At 54.8% G+C, this 19,372-nt stretch carries 15 protein-coding genes and 1 pseudogene; 4 read left to right on the forward strand and 12 right to left on the reverse strand.

Annotated elements, in window-relative coordinates; all coding sequences use genetic code 11:
• Positions 1 to 423 precede the first annotated feature (423 nt).
• The 5 genes from ispH to ribF are packed head-to-tail and all read right to left on the reverse strand — an operon-like array spanning position 424 to position 6,135.
• Positions 424 to 1,377 carry a 4-hydroxy-3-methylbut-2-enyl diphosphate reductase gene (gene ispH / locus A6U95_RS04020; RefSeq protein ID WP_024527206.1) on the reverse strand — a complete coding sequence of 318 codons (954 nt, stop codon included), beginning with the start codon at positions 1,375 to 1,377 and terminating at the stop codon, positions 424 to 426.
• The gene (gene fkpB / locus A6U95_RS04025; RefSeq protein WP_024483572.1) at positions 1,358 to 1,828 is read right to left on the reverse strand and encodes an FKBP-type peptidyl-prolyl cis-trans isomerase; all 471 of its coding nucleotides are present in this window, start codon (positions 1,826 to 1,828) and stop codon (positions 1,358 to 1,360) included. Before fkpB ends, ispH begins: the two co-directional genes overlap by 20 nt.
• A 1-nt stretch (position 1,829) precedes the next feature.
• Entirely contained in the window at positions 1,830 to 2,336 is a 507-nt protein-coding gene (gene lspA, locus A6U95_RS04030) for a signal peptidase II (protein WP_024527207.1), read from the reverse strand.
• Between the two features lie 13 nt (positions 2,337 to 2,349).
• Positions 2,350 to 5,166 carry an isoleucine--tRNA ligase gene (ileS, locus tag A6U95_RS04035; RefSeq protein ID WP_065683567.1) on the reverse strand — a complete coding sequence of 939 codons (2,817 nt, stop codon included), beginning with the start codon at positions 5,164 to 5,166 and terminating at the stop codon, positions 2,350 to 2,352.
• A 30-nt stretch (positions 5,167 to 5,196) separates the two neighbouring features.
• The gene (gene ribF, locus A6U95_RS04040; protein WP_024483575.1) at positions 5,197 to 6,135 is read right to left on the reverse strand and encodes a bifunctional riboflavin kinase/FAD synthetase; all 939 of its coding nucleotides are present in this window, start codon (positions 6,133 to 6,135) and stop codon (positions 5,197 to 5,199) included.
• A gap of 435 nt (positions 6,136 to 6,570) precedes the next feature.
• Between ribF and rpsT the strand changes: the two genes are divergently transcribed.
• Positions 6,571 to 6,834 (forward strand): 30S ribosomal protein S20, encoded by a 264-nt coding sequence (rpsT, locus tag A6U95_RS04045; protein ID WP_024483576.1) that lies wholly within the window; start codon positions 6,571 to 6,573, stop codon positions 6,832 to 6,834.
• 66 nt (positions 6,835 to 6,900) lie between these two features.
• On the opposite strand, the gene nhaR is transcribed toward rpsT, so the two are convergent.
• From nhaR to dnaK, 4 genes are all read right to left on the reverse strand, one after another.
• Entirely contained in the window at positions 6,901 to 7,800 is a 900-nt protein-coding gene (gene nhaR / locus A6U95_RS04050) for a transcriptional activator NhaR (RefSeq protein ID WP_021179255.1), read from the reverse strand.
• Positions 7,801 to 7,979: 179 nt separating this feature from the next.
• Positions 7,980 to 9,146, reverse strand: a complete 1,167-nt coding sequence (gene nhaA / locus A6U95_RS04055; RefSeq protein ID WP_024527212.1) for a Na+/H+ antiporter NhaA — start codon at positions 9,144 to 9,146, stop codon at positions 7,980 to 7,982.
• Positions 9,147 to 9,423: 277 nt separating this feature from the next.
• Complete coding sequence (dnaJ, locus tag A6U95_RS04060; RefSeq protein ID WP_024527213.1) at positions 9,424 to 10,554, reverse strand: molecular chaperone DnaJ; 1,131 nt, start codon at positions 10,552 to 10,554, stop codon at positions 9,424 to 9,426.
• Positions 10,555 to 10,659: 105 nt separating this feature from the next.
• Positions 10,660 to 12,576 (reverse strand): molecular chaperone DnaK, encoded by a 1,917-nt coding sequence (dnaK, locus tag A6U95_RS04065; RefSeq protein ID WP_065683568.1) that lies wholly within the window; start codon positions 12,574 to 12,576, stop codon positions 10,660 to 10,662.
• A gap of 323 nt (positions 12,577 to 12,899) precedes the next feature.
• On the opposite strand from dnaK, the gene satP reads away from it, so the two are divergent.
• Positions 12,900 to 13,499 carry an acetate uptake transporter gene (gene satP / locus A6U95_RS04070; RefSeq protein WP_024527215.1) on the forward strand — a complete coding sequence of 200 codons (600 nt, stop codon included), beginning with the start codon at positions 12,900 to 12,902 and terminating at the stop codon, positions 13,497 to 13,499.
• 72 nt (positions 13,500 to 13,571) lie between these two features.
• Here the strand turns inward: satP and A6U95_RS04075 are convergent, their stop codons facing one another.
• From A6U95_RS04075 to tal, 3 genes are all read right to left on the reverse strand, one after another.
• Positions 13,572 to 14,864, reverse strand: coding sequence for an MFS transporter (locus A6U95_RS04075; protein WP_065683569.1), 1,293 nt, complete (start codon positions 14,862 to 14,864; stop codon positions 13,572 to 13,574).
• A 128-nt stretch (positions 14,865 to 14,992) separates the two neighbouring features.
• Positions 14,993 to 15,580, reverse strand: coding sequence for a molybdopterin adenylyltransferase (mog, locus tag A6U95_RS04080; protein ID WP_024483581.1), 588 nt, complete (start codon positions 15,578 to 15,580; stop codon positions 14,993 to 14,995).
• Between the two features lie 133 nt (positions 15,581 to 15,713).
• Positions 15,714 to 16,667, reverse strand: a complete 954-nt coding sequence (tal, locus tag A6U95_RS04085; protein WP_065683570.1) for a transaldolase — start codon at positions 16,665 to 16,667, stop codon at positions 15,714 to 15,716.
• A gap of 379 nt (positions 16,668 to 17,046) precedes the next feature.
• Between tal and A6U95_RS04090 the strand changes: the two are divergent.
• A pseudogene (locus tag A6U95_RS04090) lies at positions 17,047 to 18,480 on the forward strand (sodium:alanine symporter family protein).
• A gap of 101 nt (positions 18,481 to 18,581) precedes the next feature.
• Positions 18,582 to 19,355: a peroxide stress protein YaaA gene (gene yaaA / locus A6U95_RS04095; RefSeq protein ID WP_065683571.1), complete on the forward strand. Its 774-nt coding sequence runs from the start codon at positions 18,582 to 18,584 to the stop codon at positions 19,353 to 19,355.
• Positions 19,356 to 19,372 lie beyond the last annotated feature (17 nt).

Raw genomic sequence — 19,372 nt, forward strand, 5'->3', positions numbered from 1 at the left:
TAACTTCCCTACCCTATCACTACCAGAGGATTTGCTTACGGATTAGAAAATTATGATATGCCCGGTATGTTATCAGTAACGCTGTCAATTGATTAACAATTACCCGATTAGCGTCAACCGTCTGGTGCTACATAATCATGCACTATTTATGCATTACGATGAATGGCGATAAAGTCGATTTTTGCTCATTCTGCACGCTAAAGGACGAGCTTAATACTGCAATACATAAAGCCTAAGGCAGGTGGGAGACATACAGGTTAGCCGACCGTTTAGCGCATGGATGCGCGATTCTAGCCCCCAGAGACGGGTTTACGGCGTGTCGGCGTTCTGTATGGCTCCCACCTGTTACACGATTAATTACAGCGAGTTAAAACGCAAAACGGGAAGCCAAGGCTTCCCGTTACTTAATGATATTGGCAACGATCAGTCGATCTGCTTGATATCCATGCGCAGTTCTTTCGGTACTTCAAACACGATGTTCTCTTCGCGGCCGCTGAGCTCCTGCACGTCTTTGCCGCCCAATGCTTTCAAGCGGCTGATGACGTCCTGAACCAGCACGTCCGGCGCAGAGGCTCCGGCGGTGACGCCAATGTTGCTGGCGTCTTTCAACCAGGATTCCTGAATGTCCGCCGCCGAGTCGATCAGATAGGCTGGTTTACCCACACGCTGGGCAAGTTCCGCCAGGCGGTTGGAGTTGGACGAGTTCTTCGACCCCACCACCAGCACCACGTCGGCATCACCAGCCAAGCTGCGCACCGCTTCCTGACGGTTGGTGGTGGCATAGCAGATATCGTCCTTGCGCGGCCCGATAATATCCGGGAAGCGCTTACGCAACGCATCGATCACATCGGAGGTATCATCCACCGATAAGGTCGTCTGGGTCATAAAGCACAGGTTATGCTCGTTCTTCACCTGCAATTGCCAGACATCTTCCGGCGACTCAACCAGGTACATGCCCCCCTCAGGGTTACTGTACTGGCCCATGGTGCCTTCCACTTCCGGATGCCCGGCATGGCCAATCAGGATCGCTTCGGTGCCCTTACGGCTGGCCCGAGCCACTTCCATATGCACCTTGGTCACCAATGGGCAGGTGGCATCAAACAGCATGGTCAGATCGCGGGCCTTAGCTTCGGCCCGAACAGCCTGCGACACGCCGTGGGCAGAGAAGATCAGGATCGAGCCGTCCGGCACTTCCGCGATCTCTTCGATAAATACCGCACCACGCTCGCGCAGGCTTTCGACCACATAGCGGTTATGCACCACTTCGTGACGCACGTAAATCGGCGCACCATAAATCTCCAGCGCACGTTCTACGATGCTGATCGCACGATCGACCCCGGCGCAGAAGCCACGCGGGTTAGCCAGCAATATTTGCATGCGCTTCCTCCTGCTGCGGGTCGATCTCCAGCACTTCGATATCGAAGGTCACCGGATGCCCCGCCAACGGATGGTTGAAATCAACGGTGATCGAATCTTCCGCCACTTCACGCACCACACCAGGCATTTCACTGCCGTCGATGGCGGTAAACAGCATGATGGTGCCAACATCCGGCACGCCGGTTTCGTTAAAATCGCGGCGTGAGAAGAACTGGATCAGATCCGGGTTCTCCGCACCGAACGCGGCTTCCGGTTGCAGGGTAAACGCACATTTGTCCCCTGCCCGCAGGCCGATCAGCTGCTGTTCCAGCGGAGCAGACAGGCTGCCATCACCCAGGCGGAACAGCGCTGGTTTGCCGTTACCCTGGGTTGATTCCGCGGTCGTTCCATCTGCCAGTTTCAGCGTGAAATGCACCAGCACTGCGCTGTTGCCGTTAACCTGAGCCGTCATATCACTTACCTTCGCTGTTGACGCTTTTCTTCGCCGGCAAGAACCCTTCCAGCACGATCATGGCGGCACCGACGCAGATAAAGCTGTCCGCCAGATTGAAGGTCGGGTAATGCCAGTTGCCGATATAAAAGTCGATGAAATCGACCACAAAGCCATGCCACAGACGATCAAACAGGTTGCCGAGCGCACCGCCGATAATAAAGGCATAGGCGATATTGTTCAGCTTCTGCTGGGCACTGCTGCGATACATCATCACCAGCAGCACCACCACGATGGCGACCGCAATACCGGCAAAGAACCAGCGCTGCCAGCCACCGTGATCCGCCAGGAAACTGAACGCCGCACCGTAGTTACGGGCGTAGTACAGGTTGATAGACGGGAACAACGGCTGGGTCTGGCCCAGCACGAAGTTACTCAGGATCCACTGTTTGCTGAAAAAATCCAGCGCCAGCACCACCACTACCAGCCATAGCCAGCGCAAGCCGGTCGAACTTATCGGTCTACTCATCAGGCGCTTGATCTCAGGCAAAGTTACGTTTTTCGCCGTCACCGGCTACGTTGGTCACACAGCGGCCGCAGAGTTCTGCGTGCTCCGCCACCTGGCCGACATCGGTGGTGTAATGCCAGCAGCGCGGGCACTTCTCACCATCCGCTTTGCTGAATGCAATTTTCAGCCCTTTCAACAGTTCGCTTTGCTGCGCATCGGCAGGAGCATCTGCAAACGGTGCTACGCTGGCCGATGAAGTCAGCAACACAAAGCGCAGTTCGTCCTGCAGGCTGTTCAGACGTGCTGCCAGATCGCTATCGGCGTACAGCGTAACCGCCGCCTCCAACGAACCGCCAATGTGCTTGTCCGCACGTGCCTGCTCCAGCACCTTGTTCACTTCACCACGCACTTTCAGCAGATCGGCCCAGAACGCATCGTTCATGCCTTCGCCTGCCGCCAGCCCGAACAGACCGTCGTACCACTCTTCGGTAAACACGTACTGCGGGCGCTCACCTGGCAGGAAGGCCCAGATTTCATCGGCGGTAAACGACATGATCGGCGCCATCCAACGTACCAGCGCTTCCGCAATGTGGAACAGAGCGGTCTGGCAGCTGCGACGGGCAACGCTGTCGCTTTTCGCGGTGTACTGACGGTCTTTAATGATGTCCAGATAGAAGGACCCCATTTCTACCGAGCAGAACTGCATCAGGCGCTGCACCACTTCGTGGAAATCGTAGTTGGCATAGGCCTGCTCGATATCCTGCTGCGCGGCCATTGCACGACCTACGGCCCAGCGATCCAGTACCACCATCTCTTCCGGTGCCACGCAGTCAGTGCTTGGATCAAACCCGTTCAGGTTGGCCAGCAGGAAACGCGCGGTATTACGGATGCGGCGATAAGAATCGGCAGCACGCTTGAGGATTTCGTCGGAAACCGCAATCTCGCCGGTGTAATCGGTAGAGGCGACCCACAGGCGCAGAATGTCGCCACCCAGCTTGTTCATCACGTCCTGCGGGCTGACGGTGTTGCCGATTGATTTGGACATTTTGCGGCCCTGACCATCGACGGTAAAGCCGTGGGTCAGCACTTCTTTGTAAGGCGCTTTACCCTTCATGGCGGTTGAAATCATCAGCGATGACATGAACCAGCCACGATGTTGGTCGGAACCTTCCAGATACATGTCGGCAGAGTGGCCGTTGAATTCTGGACGCACGTCAACCACGGAAGAATGGGTTGAACCCGAGTCGAACCAGACGTCCAGCGTATCTGGCACTTTCACATAATCGGCCGCTTCGGCACCGAGGATATCGGCAGCGTCCAGATCCCACCAGGCCTGGATCCCGTCTTGCTCAACACGCTTGGCCACTTCTTCCATCAGCTCTACGCTGCGTGGGTGAAGCTGCTCGGTGTCTTTATGTACGAACAGGGACATTGGGACGCCCCAGGTACGCTGGCGTGAGATACACCAGTCTGGGCGGTTAGCAACCATGGTTTCGATACGCGCCTGGCCCCAATCCGGGATCCATTGCACGCCTTTGATCTCTTCCAGCGACTGCTTGCGCAGACCCTTTTGATCCATGCTGATAAACCATTGCGGCGTGGCACGGAAGATGATCGGCGTTTTGTGGCGCCAGCAGCACGGGTAGCTGTGTTGCAGTTTTTCCACGTGCAGCAGAGCACCCTTTTCACGCAGCAGCTCAACGATCAGATCGTTGGCCTTGAACACGAACTTGCCGTCCAGCGTTGGATAGGTGCCGGTCAGGTAGCAGCCGTTCGGGCCAACCGGGTTGGCGACTTCCAGGCCGTATTTCTGGCCGATCACGAAGTCATCCGGGCCGTGGCCAGGAGCGGTATGTACGGCACCGGTACCGGCATCCAGCGTAACGTGATCGCCTAGGATCGCTGGCACGTCAAAGCCCATAAACGGATGGGTAAAGCGCATCAGTTCCAGATCGCTGCCCTTGCAGCTACCCAGCACTTCCCAATGGCTGATGCCTGCACGTTTCATCACGCTTTCTACCAGGTCCGCTGCCAGGATCAGGCACTGGCCTTCAACCTGGACCAGATGGTAGGCGAACTCTGCATTCAGCGAGATCGCACGGTTGGCAGGCAGCGTCCACGGTGTGGTCGTCCAGATCACCAGTGACACAGGGCCATTAACGCGGGTTACGCCAAATTTGCTGGCCACAGCCGCCGCATCAACCGCGTGGAACGCGACGTCGATGGATGGCGAGGTTTTGTCGTAATATTCAACTTCCGCTTCCGCCAGGGAAGAACCACAGTCCGTGCACCAGTGCACCGGCTTGGCGCCTTTGAGCAGATGACCATTGCTGATGATCTTGCCCAACGCACGGATGATGTTGGCTTCGGTTTTAAAATTCATGGTCAGGTACGGATGATCCCAGTCACCCAGCACCCCCAGACGGATAAAGTCTTTCTTCTGGCCTTCTACCTGCTCGGCGGCATATTCACGACATTTCTGGCGGAACTCTGCCGGTGTCAGTTTCTCACCCGGTTTGCCATACAGTTGCTCAACCTTCAGTTCGATAGGCAGACCGTGACAGTCCCAGCCAGGAACATAAGGCGAATCAAAGCCAGCCATCCCTTTTGACTTGATAATAATGTCTTTGAGGATCTTGTTTACCGAGTGACCAATGTGAATGCTGCCATTCGCATACGGAGGGCCGTCATGCAGAATGAAGGATTTCTTGCCCTTTTTGGCGGCACGAATGATCCCGTACAGATCCTGTTCATACCAACGTGCGAGCATGCCAGGTTCACGCTTGGCGAGATCGCCACGCATCGGGAACCCTGTTTCCGGCAAGTTCAGGGTATTCTTGTAGTCACTCATTAGATTCTCGATCTCGTTTCGGTTCGTAGATTAAGCCGGTGTCTGTAGCCCGAAGAACGTCCGGGCCGTCACCACATCATTGGCGATTTGCTGCTTTAGCGCATCGAGCGAAGCAAAACGCTGTTCATTGCGCAATTTTGCGCGCAGCACCACATCCAAGTGGCGCCCGTAAAGATCCATGGTTACGTCCAGCAGATGCACTTCCAACTGCTGACGTACGCCTGCCACCGTAGGGCGGGTGCCGATATTGGCCACGCCAGGCAAAGGCTCGGGGCCCAGGCCATAAACATCGACGGCATATACCCCTTTCACCGGGGCAACCAGGCGTTTGAGCGGCAGGTTGGCGGTGGGGAAACCAATGGTTCTCCCCAGTTCATCGCCATGCACTACGCGCCCGGAAATACTGTAAGGATGCCCCAGCAGGGTTTCTGCCAGCGGCAAATCATCATCACGCAGCGCATTGCGGATAGCGGTGCTGCTGATGCGCAGGTCGCCTTCACGGAAGCTTGGCGTGCTGACCACCTCAAAGCCGAACTCTTGCCCGGCAAGCTCTAACAGCGGGAAGTCCCCCTGGCGACCAGCACCAAAGCGGAAATCATCCCCCACCATCAGGAATTTTACCCCCAGCTTTTCGACCAGCAGCTCGGCAACGAATGCCTGAGCGGTATGGGCGGCAAAGCGGGGATCAAACTTGACGCATAACAGGTAATCAACCCCGGCCTGCGCCAGGTATTTGGCTTTGTCACGCAAACGCGTGAGGCGGGCCGGAGCCTTGTCCGCGGCAAACAGTTCCAGCGGCTGTGGCTCAAAGATCATGACAATGACGGGTAACCCCAGGCGTCGCCCTTCCTGCTTCAACTGCCCCAACAGCGCCTTGTGACCGCGATGGACGCCGTCAAAGTTGCCGATGGTGAGCACACAGCCACGGTGGCGTGCCCGGATATTATGGATGCCGCGAATTAGCTGCATAGCTGGCCCAACACAGTGGAAATCGGCGGATTATACCTTGTACAGCGGTCAAGGTTAACCCGCGATTGGTTCCTTTGATGTAATAGTCATACCATACCGGAGGATAATCGCCTTAACCACCGTTTATCTGGCCCAATGCGTGCTATATTAGCGCGCTGATAGCGAGCTTGGCTTCTGGCCGACGCTTGAAAGACGGGGGATAACCCACCAGGACCAACAGCTTGCAGACTGTGATGCAAATCACATGGCGATTTTTCTCGTGAAACACTGTATTCCCATGGCTGAAGCTGGTAAAATCCTGCGCCATCACAACGTAGCAAGTGCCGCCCGTACAAACGGCGCTTATTTGCACAAATCCATTGACAAACGAAGGCTAAAAGGGCATATTCCTCGGCCTTTGAATTGTCCTCAATATATATATTTGGGAGTTGGACCTTGGCTAATATCAAATCAGCTAAGAAACGCGCCATACAGTCTGAGAAACGTCGCAAGCATAACGCTAGCCGTCGCTCAATGGTGCGTACCTTCATTAAGAAGGTTGACGCAGCTATCGCAGCTGGCGACAAAGACGCAGCACAAAACGCATTCCTCGTAATGCAACCACTTGTGGATCGCCAGGCAGCTAAAGGCCTGATCCACAAAAACAAAGCAGCGCGTCATAAGTCAAACCTGACGGCGCGTATCAACGCAATGCAATAAGCATTACGTTGTGTGCTTGTTAAAAAAACCGGCCTCGGCCGGTTTTTTTACGCCTGACGTTCAAGCCTACAGCGCAAACAGCGCCGAGAAGTCCTTGTTGCATACCCGCTGTACCGCCGGGTGCTGGATCATTCGCTCGGCAAAAATGATGTAATACTCTTCCTGCACGCTATCGACACGCCCGATCTCCACCACGTCATCATCGCTATAGGTATCCAGCGCATACAGCGTTGGCGCCACGAAGATCGCATTGTGGTACAGGCCGAAAGCCTTCATCAGGGCCGCATCGTCAAACTCCCCCAGTATTTCGACCTTGATACCTTGCGTGTTGAACCAGTTGAGCAGCTTGCGCCCCAGCATTGAACGCCTTCCCGGGATCAGCAAGCGGCGCTGTTCCAGACAGGCAGGGAACGGTAAGTCGGGTATCGGCTGACGACAGAAGAAACTGACCCCACACTCGCCCAGCTTAAGCGAAAACAAACCTTCCTGCTGGCTAGAGTCAACCGGGCAATCCGACAGGATCATATCCAGCTTATGCTGGCTCAGTTGCTCCAACAGCATCTCATGGGTTGATTCAAAACAGCGCAGGTGGATTTGCTCGTTGTCCACCACCACCGCCGTTTCCAAGACCTGGCTGACCAGACGTTTGGATAGCGCATCCGCTACGCCCACGTCAAACAGCAGGTTGGACTCCTTGCGGTAGTTGACGATATCCAGCATTTCCTGGCTGAGCATAAACATCTTGTCGGCATAGCGGAACACCAGTTGGCCTAGCTCGGAGGGGACCAGCCCACGCCCCTGGCGTTTGAACAGCTTACCGTTGAGCCGTTCTTCCAGTGCCTTGATTTGGCCGGTGATGGTCTGCGGCGTGAGGAACAGGGCTTCTGCCGCTCCCACGACCGACCCCTCCTTGCACACCTGCCAGAAGTAATACAGATGGTTAAAGTTGATATGAGACATTCTCAAAACGTTCTCTCCTTAGGTTTCTCATCGGCAAACGGTCTGCCGTGATGAGCGACAAACTCCCTATCGTTAATTTCGGACAACGCAAAGTTATCTTTAATCCCAAGTGCAGCGTGGCTGACAAAGCCACGCTACCTCTACTATTGTAATAGCCCTTCAGTAACGAGGGGTAAATACAAAGGTCATCGGCTGCGAGGCAAGCTCAAACGCAGCAGGCCGTAACCCACTACCGCAGCACTGGTCGATCCCAATAGTATGCCTAATTTGGCATAGGTACTGAGAGCCACATCCGCATCGGCGAAGGCCAATGAGGCAATAAAAATCGACATGGTGAAACCAATACCACAGAGCACGGCCACGGCAAACACCTGTTTAAAGCCGATATCCTGCGGCAAGCGGGCAATCCCCAGCTTCACCGCCAGCCAGCAGAAGACGAAAATCCCCAGCGGCTTGCCGATAAACAGCCCGGCAGCAATCCCCAGCGGCAACAGTGAAGTCAACCCGCTCAAGGACACCCCTTGCAACGATACACCCGCGTTGGCAAAGGCAAACAGCGGCAGGATCAGGAAGGCGACCCAAGGGTGCAGCTCATGTTCCAAGGTTTCAGAGGGTGAAGGCTCACTCTTGGCATTCAGCGGGATCATGAAGCCCACAATCACCCCCGCAAGCGTAGCGTGAACGCCTGACTTGAGGATCGCTACCCACAGCACCAATCCGACCATCATATACAGCGAGGTCTTACCCACTCCCCGCCAGTTCATTAGCGCCAATACCACGATCGCCGCAGCCGCAACGCCCAGCGCCACCATCGAGACCTGATGGGTATAGAACAACGCGATAATGATAATGACCCCAAGGTCATCGATAATCGCCAAGGCCAGCAGGAATACCTTCAGGCTGGTCGGCACCCGGTTGCCCAGCAAGGCCATCACGCCCAAGGCAAAGGCAATATCCGTTGCCGCCGGGATCGCCCAGCCCTGGCGGGTCACTTCATCGGCACCGTTGAACAGCAGATAGATCAGCGCCGGAGCCAGCATGCCGCCTAACGCGGCAATCGCCGGGAAGATGGCCTTCTCACGCCCAGCCAGGGAACCTTGCAGCAGTTCACGTTTGACTTCAAGCCCCACCACCAGGAAGAAGATGGCCATTAAACCGTCGTTAATCCACAGCAGCAGCGGTTTGGCAATTTCCAGCGAGGCGATGCTGACCGCCACGGGTAAATTGAGGAAGGCCTGATACAGCCCCTGTACGGGGGTATTGGCCATGATCAAAGCCACCACGGCAGCAGCGATCAGAATAATGCCGCCAGCGGCTTCTTGACGCAGAAATTGACGAATAATAGTAGTCACAGTACGTCGCTCCAAAATGCCGTCGTGTTTCAAGCTGCAACTCGAAATCCATAGGGCATAGATAAAGAGGCAAAGCGCCCCGGTTTCCAGACAATGAAACGAGTATAGTCGAGTAATCACCTCGAAAAAATCAGTTTATAAATGCAAAATAACTCGATAAAACCGATCTGTTTGAGCTGTATATCACACTTTTTATAGGGGCATTCAGACAGCAAAGATAAAAAAACCCCGGTTTGCTTAAACCGGGGTTTGAGGAGTGATGCGCAGAGAAAGTTGATTAACGAGTCAGGTCGTCAAAAAACTTTTTCACGCCGTCGAAGAAGCTTTTCGAACGCGGGCTGTTTTTATCCCCAGAAGGGCCACCCAGACTCTCTTCCAACTCTTTGAGCAGCTGCTTCTGCTTCTCGTTCAGACTCACCGGCGTTTCTACCACCACGCGGCACAGCAGGTCACCCTGGCTGCCACCCCGTACCGATTTCACCCCTTTGCCACGCATGCGGAACAGTTTACCGGTCTGAGTTTCCGCCGGGACTTTCAGCTTGACGCGGCCATCCAGCGTTGGCACTTCAATCTCGCCACCCAAGGCAGCCATAGCAAAGTTGATCGGCACTTCACAATAGAGGTTATTGCCTTCACGCTCGAAGATCGGGTGAGCACTCACCTGAACCTGAACGTACAGATCCCCTGCTGGTGCACCGTGTTCACCAGCTTCACCTTCACCCGCCAAGCGGATGCGGTCGCCAGTATCTACGCCCGCCGGGATTTTCACCGACAGGGTTTTGGATTTCTCTACGCGACCGTGGCCATGACATTTGTTGCACGGATCCTTGATGATCTGACCACGCCCGTGGCAGTGCGGACAAGCCTGCTGCACGGTGAAGAACCCTTGGCGCATCTGCACCTGGCCCTGACCATGACAGGTCGGACAGGTTGCCGGTGAACTGCCCGGCTTGGCACCGTTGCCATGGCAGACATCGCACTCTTCCAGCGTTGGAATACGGATCTCTTTGGTCACGCCACGCACGGCTTCTTCGAGCGTCAGATCCATGTTGTAACGCAAATCGGATCCACGGCTGGCACGTTGACGGCGTCCGCCGCCAAAGATATCGCCAAACACGTCACCAAAGATGTCACTGAAGTCGGCACCGCCGCCACCAAAGCCACCACCACCGCCCATACCACCTTGCTCAAAGGCCGCATGGCCGTATTGATCGTAGGCAGCACGTTTTTGATCGTCGGTCAGGATCTCGTAGGCTTCCTTGACCTCTTTAAACTGGCTTTCGGCGTCTTTTTCCTGATTACGATCAGGGTGATACTTCATCGCCAGGCGCTTATACGCCTTTTTGATTTCGCGCTCGTCTGCCGTCTTGGCAACGCCGAGCACCTCGTAATAATCTCTCTTCGCCATTATTTCTCTTACCCTTAACATGCGTGCACGGGCGTAGAGTTGCCTCGACGCCCGTGCTGGTTTCCGGTTACGGCCTGTGGCCGCACCGTGCCCGCTTAAGGGCGATTATTTTTTGTCTTTAACTTCTTCAAACTCGGCGTCAACCACGTCGTCGTCTTTCTGCGCCGCGTTGTCTGCACCGGCATCAGCACCCTGTGCCTGCTGCGCTTGAGCCTGGGCCATTTCCATCAGCTTGCCGGAAACCTGCACCAGAGCCTGGGTTTTCGCTTCGATTTCGGCTTTATCTTCGCCTTTCACCGCCGCTTCCAGATCTTTCAGCGCGCTCTCGATAGCGGTTTTGTCTTCAGCTGGCAATTGCTCGCCCGCTTCTTCCAACTGCTTACGGGTACCGTGGATCAGGTGATCCGCCTGGTTACGAGTTTGCACCAGTTCTTCGAACTTACGGTCAGCTTCAGCGTTCACTTCGGCATCGCGCACCATTTTCTGGATTTCTTTTTCGTTCAGACCAGAAGAAGCCTTGATGGTGATCTTCTGCTCACGGCCGGTGTTCTTGTCTTTCGCAGACACGTGCAGAATACCGTCGGCATCGATATCGAAGGTCACTTCGATCTGTGCCATACCGCGTGGTGCCGGCTGGATGCCGTCCAGGTTGAACTGGCCCAGTGACTTGTTGTCATTGGCGCGTTTACGCTCACCCTGCAGCACATGGATGGTCACCGCTGCCTGGTTGTCTTCGGCAGTAGAGAACACCTGGCTGTGCTTGGTCGGGATAGTGGTGTTTTTGGTGATCAGCGGCGTCATTACGCTGCCCATGGTTTCGATACCCAGTGACAGTGGGGTAACGTCCAGCAGCAATACGTCTTTCACATCACCGGCCAACACACCGCCCTGAACCGCAGCACCAACGGCAACCGCTTCGTCCGGGTTAACGTCTTTACGTGGTTCTTTACCGAAGAAGTCAGCAACTTTCTTCTGAACCATAGGCATACGGGTCTGGCCACCGACCAGGATCACGTCCTGAATGTCAGAAACTGACAGGCCTGCATCTTTCAGTGCCACTTTCAGCGGCTCGATAGAGCGAGCAACCAGATCTTCTACCAGCGACTCGAGTTTTGCACGGGTCACTTTGATGTTCATGTGTTTTGGACCGCTGCCATCTGCAGTGATGTACGGCAGGTTGACGTCGGTCTGTTGAGCAGAAGACAGCTCGATCTTGGCTTTTTCAGCGGCTTCTTTCAGACGCTGCATCGCCAACGGATCGTTACGCAGATCCATGCCCTGCTCTTTCTTGAACTCTTCCACCAGATAGTTGATCAGGCGGCTGTCGAAGTCTTCACCACCCAGGTGGGTATCACCGTTGGTCGCCAGAACTTCGAAGGTTTTTTCACCGTCAACGTCGTCGATCTCAATGATTGAGATATCGAAAGTACCGCCACCCAGGTCATAAACCGCGATGGTACGGTTGCCCACTTCTTTGTCCAGGCCATAAGCCAGGGCCGCAGCAGTCGGTTCGTTGATGATACGTTTCACTTCCAGACCTGCGATACGGCCAGCATCTTTGGTCGCCTGACGCTGAGCATCGTTGAAGTAGGCAGGAACGGTGATAACCGCTTCAGTTACCGGCTCACCCAGGTAATCTTCCGCCGTTTTCTTCATTTTCTTCAGGACTTCCGCAGAGATCTGCGGAGGTGCCATTCTCTGGCCCTTCACTTCCAGCCAGGCGTCACCGTTATCGGCAGCGACGATGTTGTAAGGCATGATAGCCTTGTCACGCTGTGCTTCTTCATCCTGGAAGCGACGGCCAATCAGGCGCTTGATCGCAAACAGGGTGTTTTGTGGGTTGGTAACAGCCTGACGCTTAGCAGGCTGGCCAACCAGAATTTCACCATCCTGGGTATATGCGATGATTGAAGGAGTGGTGCGATCGCCTTCGGCATTCTCCAGCACGCGCGCCTTGCCACCATCCATAATTGCTACACAAGAGTTGGTTGTACCCAGGTCGATACCAATAATTTTGCCCATCTAAACATCTCCACTAATAAATTCATAATCGGTCAGGTTGCTAACTATATGCGGGCGTTTTTTTGCTTTTCAACTGCCCGGCATCTCAGTGTTACCCGCGGTCAGCAACTGCGGTTGCCAATAAGATGGGGCCATCCACACCAGCATCAAGGGGCAGGGCAAAAAAAATTTCGTTTTTATCCGCAGCCAGATCATTGTTTCCTGACGTGGGGATCATTATGATGCCGCGCGCTCTGATGGAAGTTATGGGTTTTTCGGCCATTCAGACCAATTATTAAATTACCTATCCATTTTCGTTACAATTCTGTTATCGCAGAGGACATATGCACTCCAACAAGTTGGCAAATCCCGGCCCCCTGGGTCTGATGGGCTTCGGGATGACTACCGTCTTGCTGAACCTGCACAACGCGGGCTTTTTCCCACTGACTTCCGTCATCATCAGTATGGGGATTTTCTTCGGTGGCATGGCTCAGATTTTTGCCGGTATTCTTGAGTTCAAGAAAGGCAACACCTTCGGCTTGACCGCCTTCACCTCTTACGGCTGCTTCTGGCTGAGCCTGGTAGGCATCCTGCTGCTGCCACGCATGGGCCTGGCAGAACCGACCGACGCGAACGTCCTCGGCATCTACCTTGCACTGTGGGGCGTCTTCACCCTGTTCATGTTCTTCGGCACGCTGCGCACCAACCGTGGGTTGCAGTTCGTGTTTGCCAGCCTGACCGTGCTGTTCGCACTGCTGGCCGTCGGCAACATCACCGGTAACCACGCGATCCTGACGTTCGCCGGTTACGAAGGCATTATCTGTGGTGCCAGCGCGATCTATCTGGCAATGGCTGAGGTGATCAACGAACAGTTGGGCCGCACCGTTCTGCCAATCGGCCCGGTGAAAGTTCAGCAGGCCACGCCTGCCGCTGTTACTGCATAAATCCGTACTAACGTGATTATAAAAAAACCCTGCGGTGTTCACTCGCAGGGTTTTTTATTGGGCGAAAATCCCTTAGTTCAAGAGTGGCTTTTCACTGTTCAGGTCGCGACGCAGGTAGATCCCCAGCAGCAGGCCGAGCGTCGATAACGCCAGCATATAGTAAGCGGGCGCTAACGGGGTTAACTTCATGATCAGCGTGACAAATACCGGGGTTAAACCACCAAAAATCGCGTATGCCACATTGTAGGAGAACGAAATCCCGCTAAATCGCACTTCCGCCGGAAAAGCCCGCACCAGGACGTAAGGCACCGCGCCGACGATCCCCACGCTGAAGCCAACCAATGCGTAGGTGGCAAACAGCATTTCTGGATGGGTTGCCACCGACTGATAGAACAGCCAACTGCACCCCGCCAACAGCAAACTGCCGACGATAAAGGTTTTGCTGGCACCAAAGCGATCTGCCGCCGAACCAGAGACGATACAGCCCGCAAACAGCATGACGATCGCGATGCTGTTGGCCTGCAGTGACAACGCCGGGGCTATGCCAAACTGTTTTTGCAGGTAGGTTGGCGTCATCAGGATCACCACCACAATGCCTGCCGACAACAACCAGGTCAGCAACATCGAGACCGCGATCTCTCTACGGTGATTCATCACCACCGATTTCAGCGGCAGCTCTTCTGCCAGCGCCTTACGCGCCTGCATCTCGATAAAGATTGGCGTTTCCTGCAACCAACGGCGCAGATACATGGCGAACAGACCAAAGATGCCCCCCAGGAAGAACGGGATACGCCAGCCACCGTCATGAATAGCCTGTTGGCTGAGCGTGGTATTGATAACGGTGGCCACCAGCGAGCCGAGCAGGATACCGGCCGTCAGGCCAGCAGTGAGCGTGCCACAGGCAAAACCAACGCGTTTGCGCGGCACATGCTCCGCCACAAACACCCAGGCACCAGGGACTTCACCACCGATCGCCGCGCCTTGCATAACCCGCATCAACAGCAGCAGCAACGGTGCGGCGATGCCGATATTGGCATAGGTGGGCAGCATCCCCATCGCCAACGTCGGTAACGCCATGAGCAGGATGCTCAGGCTGAACATCTTTTTACGGCCCACCAGATCGCCGAAGTGCGCCATGATAATGCCGCCCAATGGCCGAGCCAGATAGCCCGCCGCAAAGATACCGAAGGTCTGCACCTGACGCAGCCACTCAGGCATATCCGCCGGGAAGAACAGATCGCCCATTACCGCGGCAAAGAAAACAAAAATGATGAAGTCATAAAACTCCAACGCACCGCCCAGGGCAGCCAACGTCAGAGTTTTATAATCTTGCCGGTTGAGCCGGCGATTATTATCGTGATGCATAAGATACCGTTAGAGGAAACAGGAAAGACACAGAAAGCATAACGGCTGACTGTAAAAAGTTTCTTACTATAACGGCAAAATAATTTCACACCAGATGCGCTGAAGGTTATCCCGCAGATTGCTGAAATTTAGAGATTTATCTCGCGCCGCGCATTCTTGGGACGAAATGCTGCTACCACGGCCTCGTGAGTCTCTACATAAGGGCCTTCGAGCAGTTGGATGCAATAAGGCACGCTGGCAAAAATACCGTGCACTACCACCTTGCCTGCCTCGTCCTTCACCCCTTCCAGCGTTTCTTTAATCGATTTGGGTTGCCCCGGCAGATTGATGATCAACGCCTGTTTACGGATCGCGCCAACCTGGCGTGAAAGAATTGCCGTTGGCACATAGTGTAGGCTGATTTGGCGCATTTGCTCGCCAAAACCCGGCATTACCCGATCGGCAATCGCCAGCGTAGCGTCGGGAGTAACGTCACGCCGGGACGGCCCGGTGCCGCCGGTAGTCAACACCAGATGGCAGCCCATTTCATCAACCAGCTCACACAACGTATGCTCAATCAGCGTCTGCTCGTCAGGGATCAGCCGGGTTTCCAGGGTGAACGGCGTTGCCAAAGCGCTGCCCAGCCACTCTTCCAGCGCCGGGATCCCTTTATCCTGATAAACGCCCCCTGAAGCGCGGTCCGAAATAGAAACCAAACCAATGCGTAATGTATCCATGTTTTACCTCTGTCTTATGCCCCGATTACCGAAGGGAGATGAATGACGGGAGTATAGGGGGTTTGCCCGATGAGGTGGATATTCAGGTATAAAAAAAGGTGGCCGAGGCCACCTTCTGCACGACTTTTCGTAATTACAGCAAGTCGGCGATCATTTTTTCCAGCTTGCCCTGGTCTACGGCAAACTTGCGGATACCGTCGGTCAGTTTCTCAACCGCCATTGGATCCTGGTTGTGCTGCCAGTAGAACTCAGGCTCGGTCAGCGGTGCCGGACGCGCTTTCACTTCGCCGGTATAAGACAGTTTACGCTCCAGTGCGCCTTCGCTCTCCGCCAGCTCTTTCAGCAGTGCAGGGGCAATGGTCAGACGATCGCAGCCCGCCAGTTCGATGATTTCACCCACGTTACGGAAGCTGGCGCCCATCACCACGGTTTCATAGCCGTGCTGCTTGTAATACTGATAAATTTCAGACACTGAAACCACGCCCGGATCTTCGTTCGGGGCAAACTCTTTCTTGTCGCCATTGGCTTTGTACCAGTCAAGGATACGGCCAACGAACGGCGAGATCAGGTACACGCCAGCTTCGGCGCAGGCACGTGCCTGAGCGAAGGAGAACAGCAGCGTCAGGTTACAGTTGATGCCTTCTTTTTCCAGGCGCTCGGCCGCACGGATGCCCTGCCAGGTGGAGGCCAGTTTGATCAGGATGCGATCGTTGCTGATGCCCGCTTCGTTATACAGTTTGATCAGGCGCTTGGCTTTGGCAACGCTGGCTTCGGTATCATAAGACAGACGCGCGTCTACTTCGGTGGAAATGCGGCCCGGGACCAGTTTCAGGATCTCCAGACCAATGTTGACGGCCAGCTTGTCTGCGGCATCGGCAACCTGCTGATCGCTATCGCTGCTCTGCTCGCGAGCCCACGCAATGGCTTCATCGATCAGTTTGCGGTATTCAGGAATTTGCGCTGCATTGAGGATCAGCGAAGGGTTGGTGGTGGCATCTTGCGGTTGATATAGCTTCATTGCAGCGATATCACCCGTATCCGCAACTACCGTAGTCAGCTGGCGTAGGGACGTTAATTTATCGGTCATGTTGGCATTATCTCATCGTTTGTGCATGAACTTTTGGCATCGTTCAACCATGCCTTGTCCTGATAATAACATGCACGTAGCCCGGCGCAAGGCAGGAAAATCACGCGCTGGCGGCGGTTGTTTTATCCTTGTGCGAGCAACCGGTTACGCACCGATAATTCGCAATTACCGAAGCAATGCCACGGCATTAACGCGCAGTCCCCCCTGAAAATTATGTTAAATTCCCGCCAACTTTTTTATTCACCGCAAAAATCCAGAAGAAGGCTGTAATTCCCGTCAATGGGATGATTTTAGCCAAGTTCTTGTAGATAACTGACTCAAGTTTTCCGAACCAAGGTCGAAGAACCAGAGCAGCAGTAATCTTAACAAGGAGAAACATGTGACGGATCTGATTAACTTTATCAATAACATCCTGTGGAGTTCAGTACTGATCTATTTGCTGTTGGGGGCCGGCATCTACTTCACCTTACGTACCCGCTTTATTCAAATTCGTCACTTCAACCATATGTTTTCCGTGCTGAAGAACAGCACCAAAAGCGACGGTGCGGGCATTTCATCCTTCCAGGCACTATGCACTTCATTAGCCGCTCGTGTCGGCACCAACAACCTTACCGGCGTGGCGATAGCGCTTACGGCTGGCGGCCCCGGCGCCATCTTCTGGATGTGGGCGATCGCGTTTATCGGCATGGCGACCTCTTTCATTGAGAGTACCCTGGCGCAGCTCTACAAAACCAAAGACGATAACGGCCACTACCGTGGTGGCCCGGCCTACTATATGGAAAAAGGCTTGGGTATGCGCTGGATGGGCGTGATGTTCTCCATTTTCCTGCTGATCGCATTCGGCCTGGTGTTCAATGCGGTACAGGCCAACTCCATCGCCCTGGCCAGTTCCGTGGCCTTTAACATCGACCCCATGTACGTCGGCATAGTGTTGGTGGTGCTGAGCGCCATGGTGATCTTTGGCGGTATCCGCGCCATCGCCCGGGTCGCAGAAAAAATCGTACCGTTTATGGCCTTGGCTTACCTCCTGCTGGCGCTGTGGATCATCGGCCTGAATATTGAGCATATGCCAGCCATCCTGGCGTTGATCTTCAAAAGCGCTTTTGGCGTGCAGGAAGTCGCTGCCGGTACCCTCGGCTAAGGGATCTCCCAGGCCATGACTCAGGGTATACAACGCGGGCTGTTTTCTAACGAAGGCGGGATGGGCTCGGCTCCCAATGTGGCCGCTTCCGCTACCCCTTATCCGCCACACCCTGCCTCACAGGGCTATGTGCAGATGCTTGGCGCATTTGTCGATACCATCGTCATCTGTAGCGCAACGGCGGCGATAATCTTGGCCTCTGGTGCACTGGATAATCCCCCGTCCGACATCAGCGGCATCGATCTGACCCAGCGGGCCATGGCCAGCGCCGTCGGCTCCTGGGGCGCGCCCTTTGTCGCGATTGCCGTTTTCCTGTTTGCCTTTACCTCTATCATTGCCAATTATGCCTATGCCGAGAACAACCTGATCTTCCTTAAGCACCACCATCCGACCAAGCTGACGATTTTCCGCTGCTTTGCCTTGGGGATGGTGATGTTTGGCTCTATGGCAGAATTATCCACGGTGTGGAAAATGGCCGACATCTCGATGGCGCTGATGGCGATCACCAATCTGACCGCTATCTTGTTACTGTCCGACGTGGCCTTCAAATTGGCCAAGGATTACAACCACCAGCGTTCACTCGGCAAGCTGCCCACCTTTGACATCAACCACTACCCGGAGCTGGGATCCCAACTCGAACCGGGGATCTGGAAGCCGAGCAGGCAGAGTTAATCCTCTAGGGCGCGCGTAAAGTGCGCCCTATCACAGCCATACCTCCTGGTCTTGCGCGCTTTTTGCTACAGTAGCCACATGTTGATAAACAGGATGTGACCATGCTCATTATTATTTCACCTGCCAAAACCCTGGATTATGCAAGCCCGTTAGCCACCGAGCGCTTTACTCAGCCCGAATTGTTGGATCAGTCGCAAAAGCTGATCAAAATCTGCCGTAAGCTGACCCCGGCACAAATTTCCGGCCTGATGGGCATCAGCGATAAGCTCGCGGGCCTGAATGCCGCACGCTTTGGCGAATGGCAGCCTGACTTCACCCCGGACAATGCTCGCCAGGCGCTGTTGGCGTTTAAAGGCGACGTTTATACCGGCTTACAGGCACAAGACTTCAGCGAAGAGGATTTCGACTTCGCACAGCAGCATCTGCGGATGCTCTCTGGCCTGTACGGGGTGCTGCGCCCGCTGGACCTGATGATGCCTTACCGGCTGGAGATGGGGATCAAGCTGGAGAACCCGCAGGGCAAAGACCTATACAGCTTCTGGGGCGATCGGATCACCGAAAAGCTGAATCAGGCCCTGGAGCAGCAAGGCGATGATGTGGTGGTGAACCTGGCATCGGATGAATACTTCAAATCGGTAAAACCGGCCAAGCTGCGCGGTACGCTGATCAAGCCGGTATTCCTGGACGAGAAAAACGGCAAGTACAAAGTCATCAGCTTCTACGCCAAGAAAGCGCGTGGGCTGATGAGCCGCTTTATCATCAAGAATCGCTTGGAGCGCAGAGAACAGCTGGTTGATTTCAATCTGGAAGGGTATGCCTTCGATGAGGCGGCTTCGGCAGGTAATGAGCTGGTGTTCAAACGCCCGGAGCAGTGAGAAATCCGTTCCCTCTC

The sequence above is a fragment of the Serratia sp. 14-2641 genome (assembly GCF_001692375.1).
In the GTDB taxonomy this organism is placed as follows: domain Bacteria; phylum Pseudomonadota; class Gammaproteobacteria; order Enterobacterales; family Enterobacteriaceae; genus Chania; species Chania fonticola_C.

Excerpts from the sequence above, each read along its gene's own strand:
- dnaJ (WP_024527213.1), bottom strand. The coding sequence starts at position 10,554 with ATGGCGAAGAGAGATTATTACGAGGTGCTCGGCGTTGCCAAGACGGCA.
- satP (WP_024527215.1), top strand. The coding sequence starts at position 12,900 with ATGCACTCCAACAAGTTGGCAAATCCCGGCCCCCTGGGTCTGATGGGC.
- mog (WP_024483581.1), bottom strand. The coding sequence starts at position 15,580 with ATGGATACATTACGCATTGGTTTGGTTTCTATTTCGGACCGCGCTTCA.
- ispH (WP_024527206.1), bottom strand. The coding sequence starts at position 1,377 with ATGCAAATATTGCTGGCTAACCCGCGTGGCTTCTGCGCCGGGGTCGAT.
- tal (WP_065683570.1), bottom strand. The coding sequence starts at position 16,667 with ATGACCGATAAATTAACGTCCCTACGCCAGCTGACTACGGTAGTTGCG.
- lspA (WP_024527207.1), bottom strand. The coding sequence starts at position 2,336 with ATGAGTAGACCGATAAGTTCGACCGGCTTGCGCTGGCTATGGCTGGTA.
- dnaK (WP_065683568.1), bottom strand. The coding sequence starts at position 12,576 with ATGGGCAAAATTATTGGTATCGACCTGGGTACAACCAACTCTTGTGTA.
- fkpB (WP_024483572.1), bottom strand. The coding sequence starts at position 1,828 with ATGACGGCTCAGGTTAACGGCAACAGCGCAGTGCTGGTGCATTTCACG.
- yaaA (WP_065683571.1), top strand. The coding sequence starts at position 18,582 with ATGCTCATTATTATTTCACCTGCCAAAACCCTGGATTATGCAAGCCCG.
- A6U95_RS04075 (WP_065683569.1), bottom strand. The coding sequence starts at position 14,864 with ATGCATCACGATAATAATCGCCGGCTCAACCGGCAAGATTATAAAACT.
- ribF (WP_024483575.1), bottom strand. The coding sequence starts at position 6,135 with ATGCAGCTAATTCGCGGCATCCATAATATCCGGGCACGCCACCGTGGC.
- ileS (WP_065683567.1), bottom strand. The coding sequence starts at position 5,166 with ATGAGTGACTACAAGAATACCCTGAACTTGCCGGAAACAGGGTTCCCG.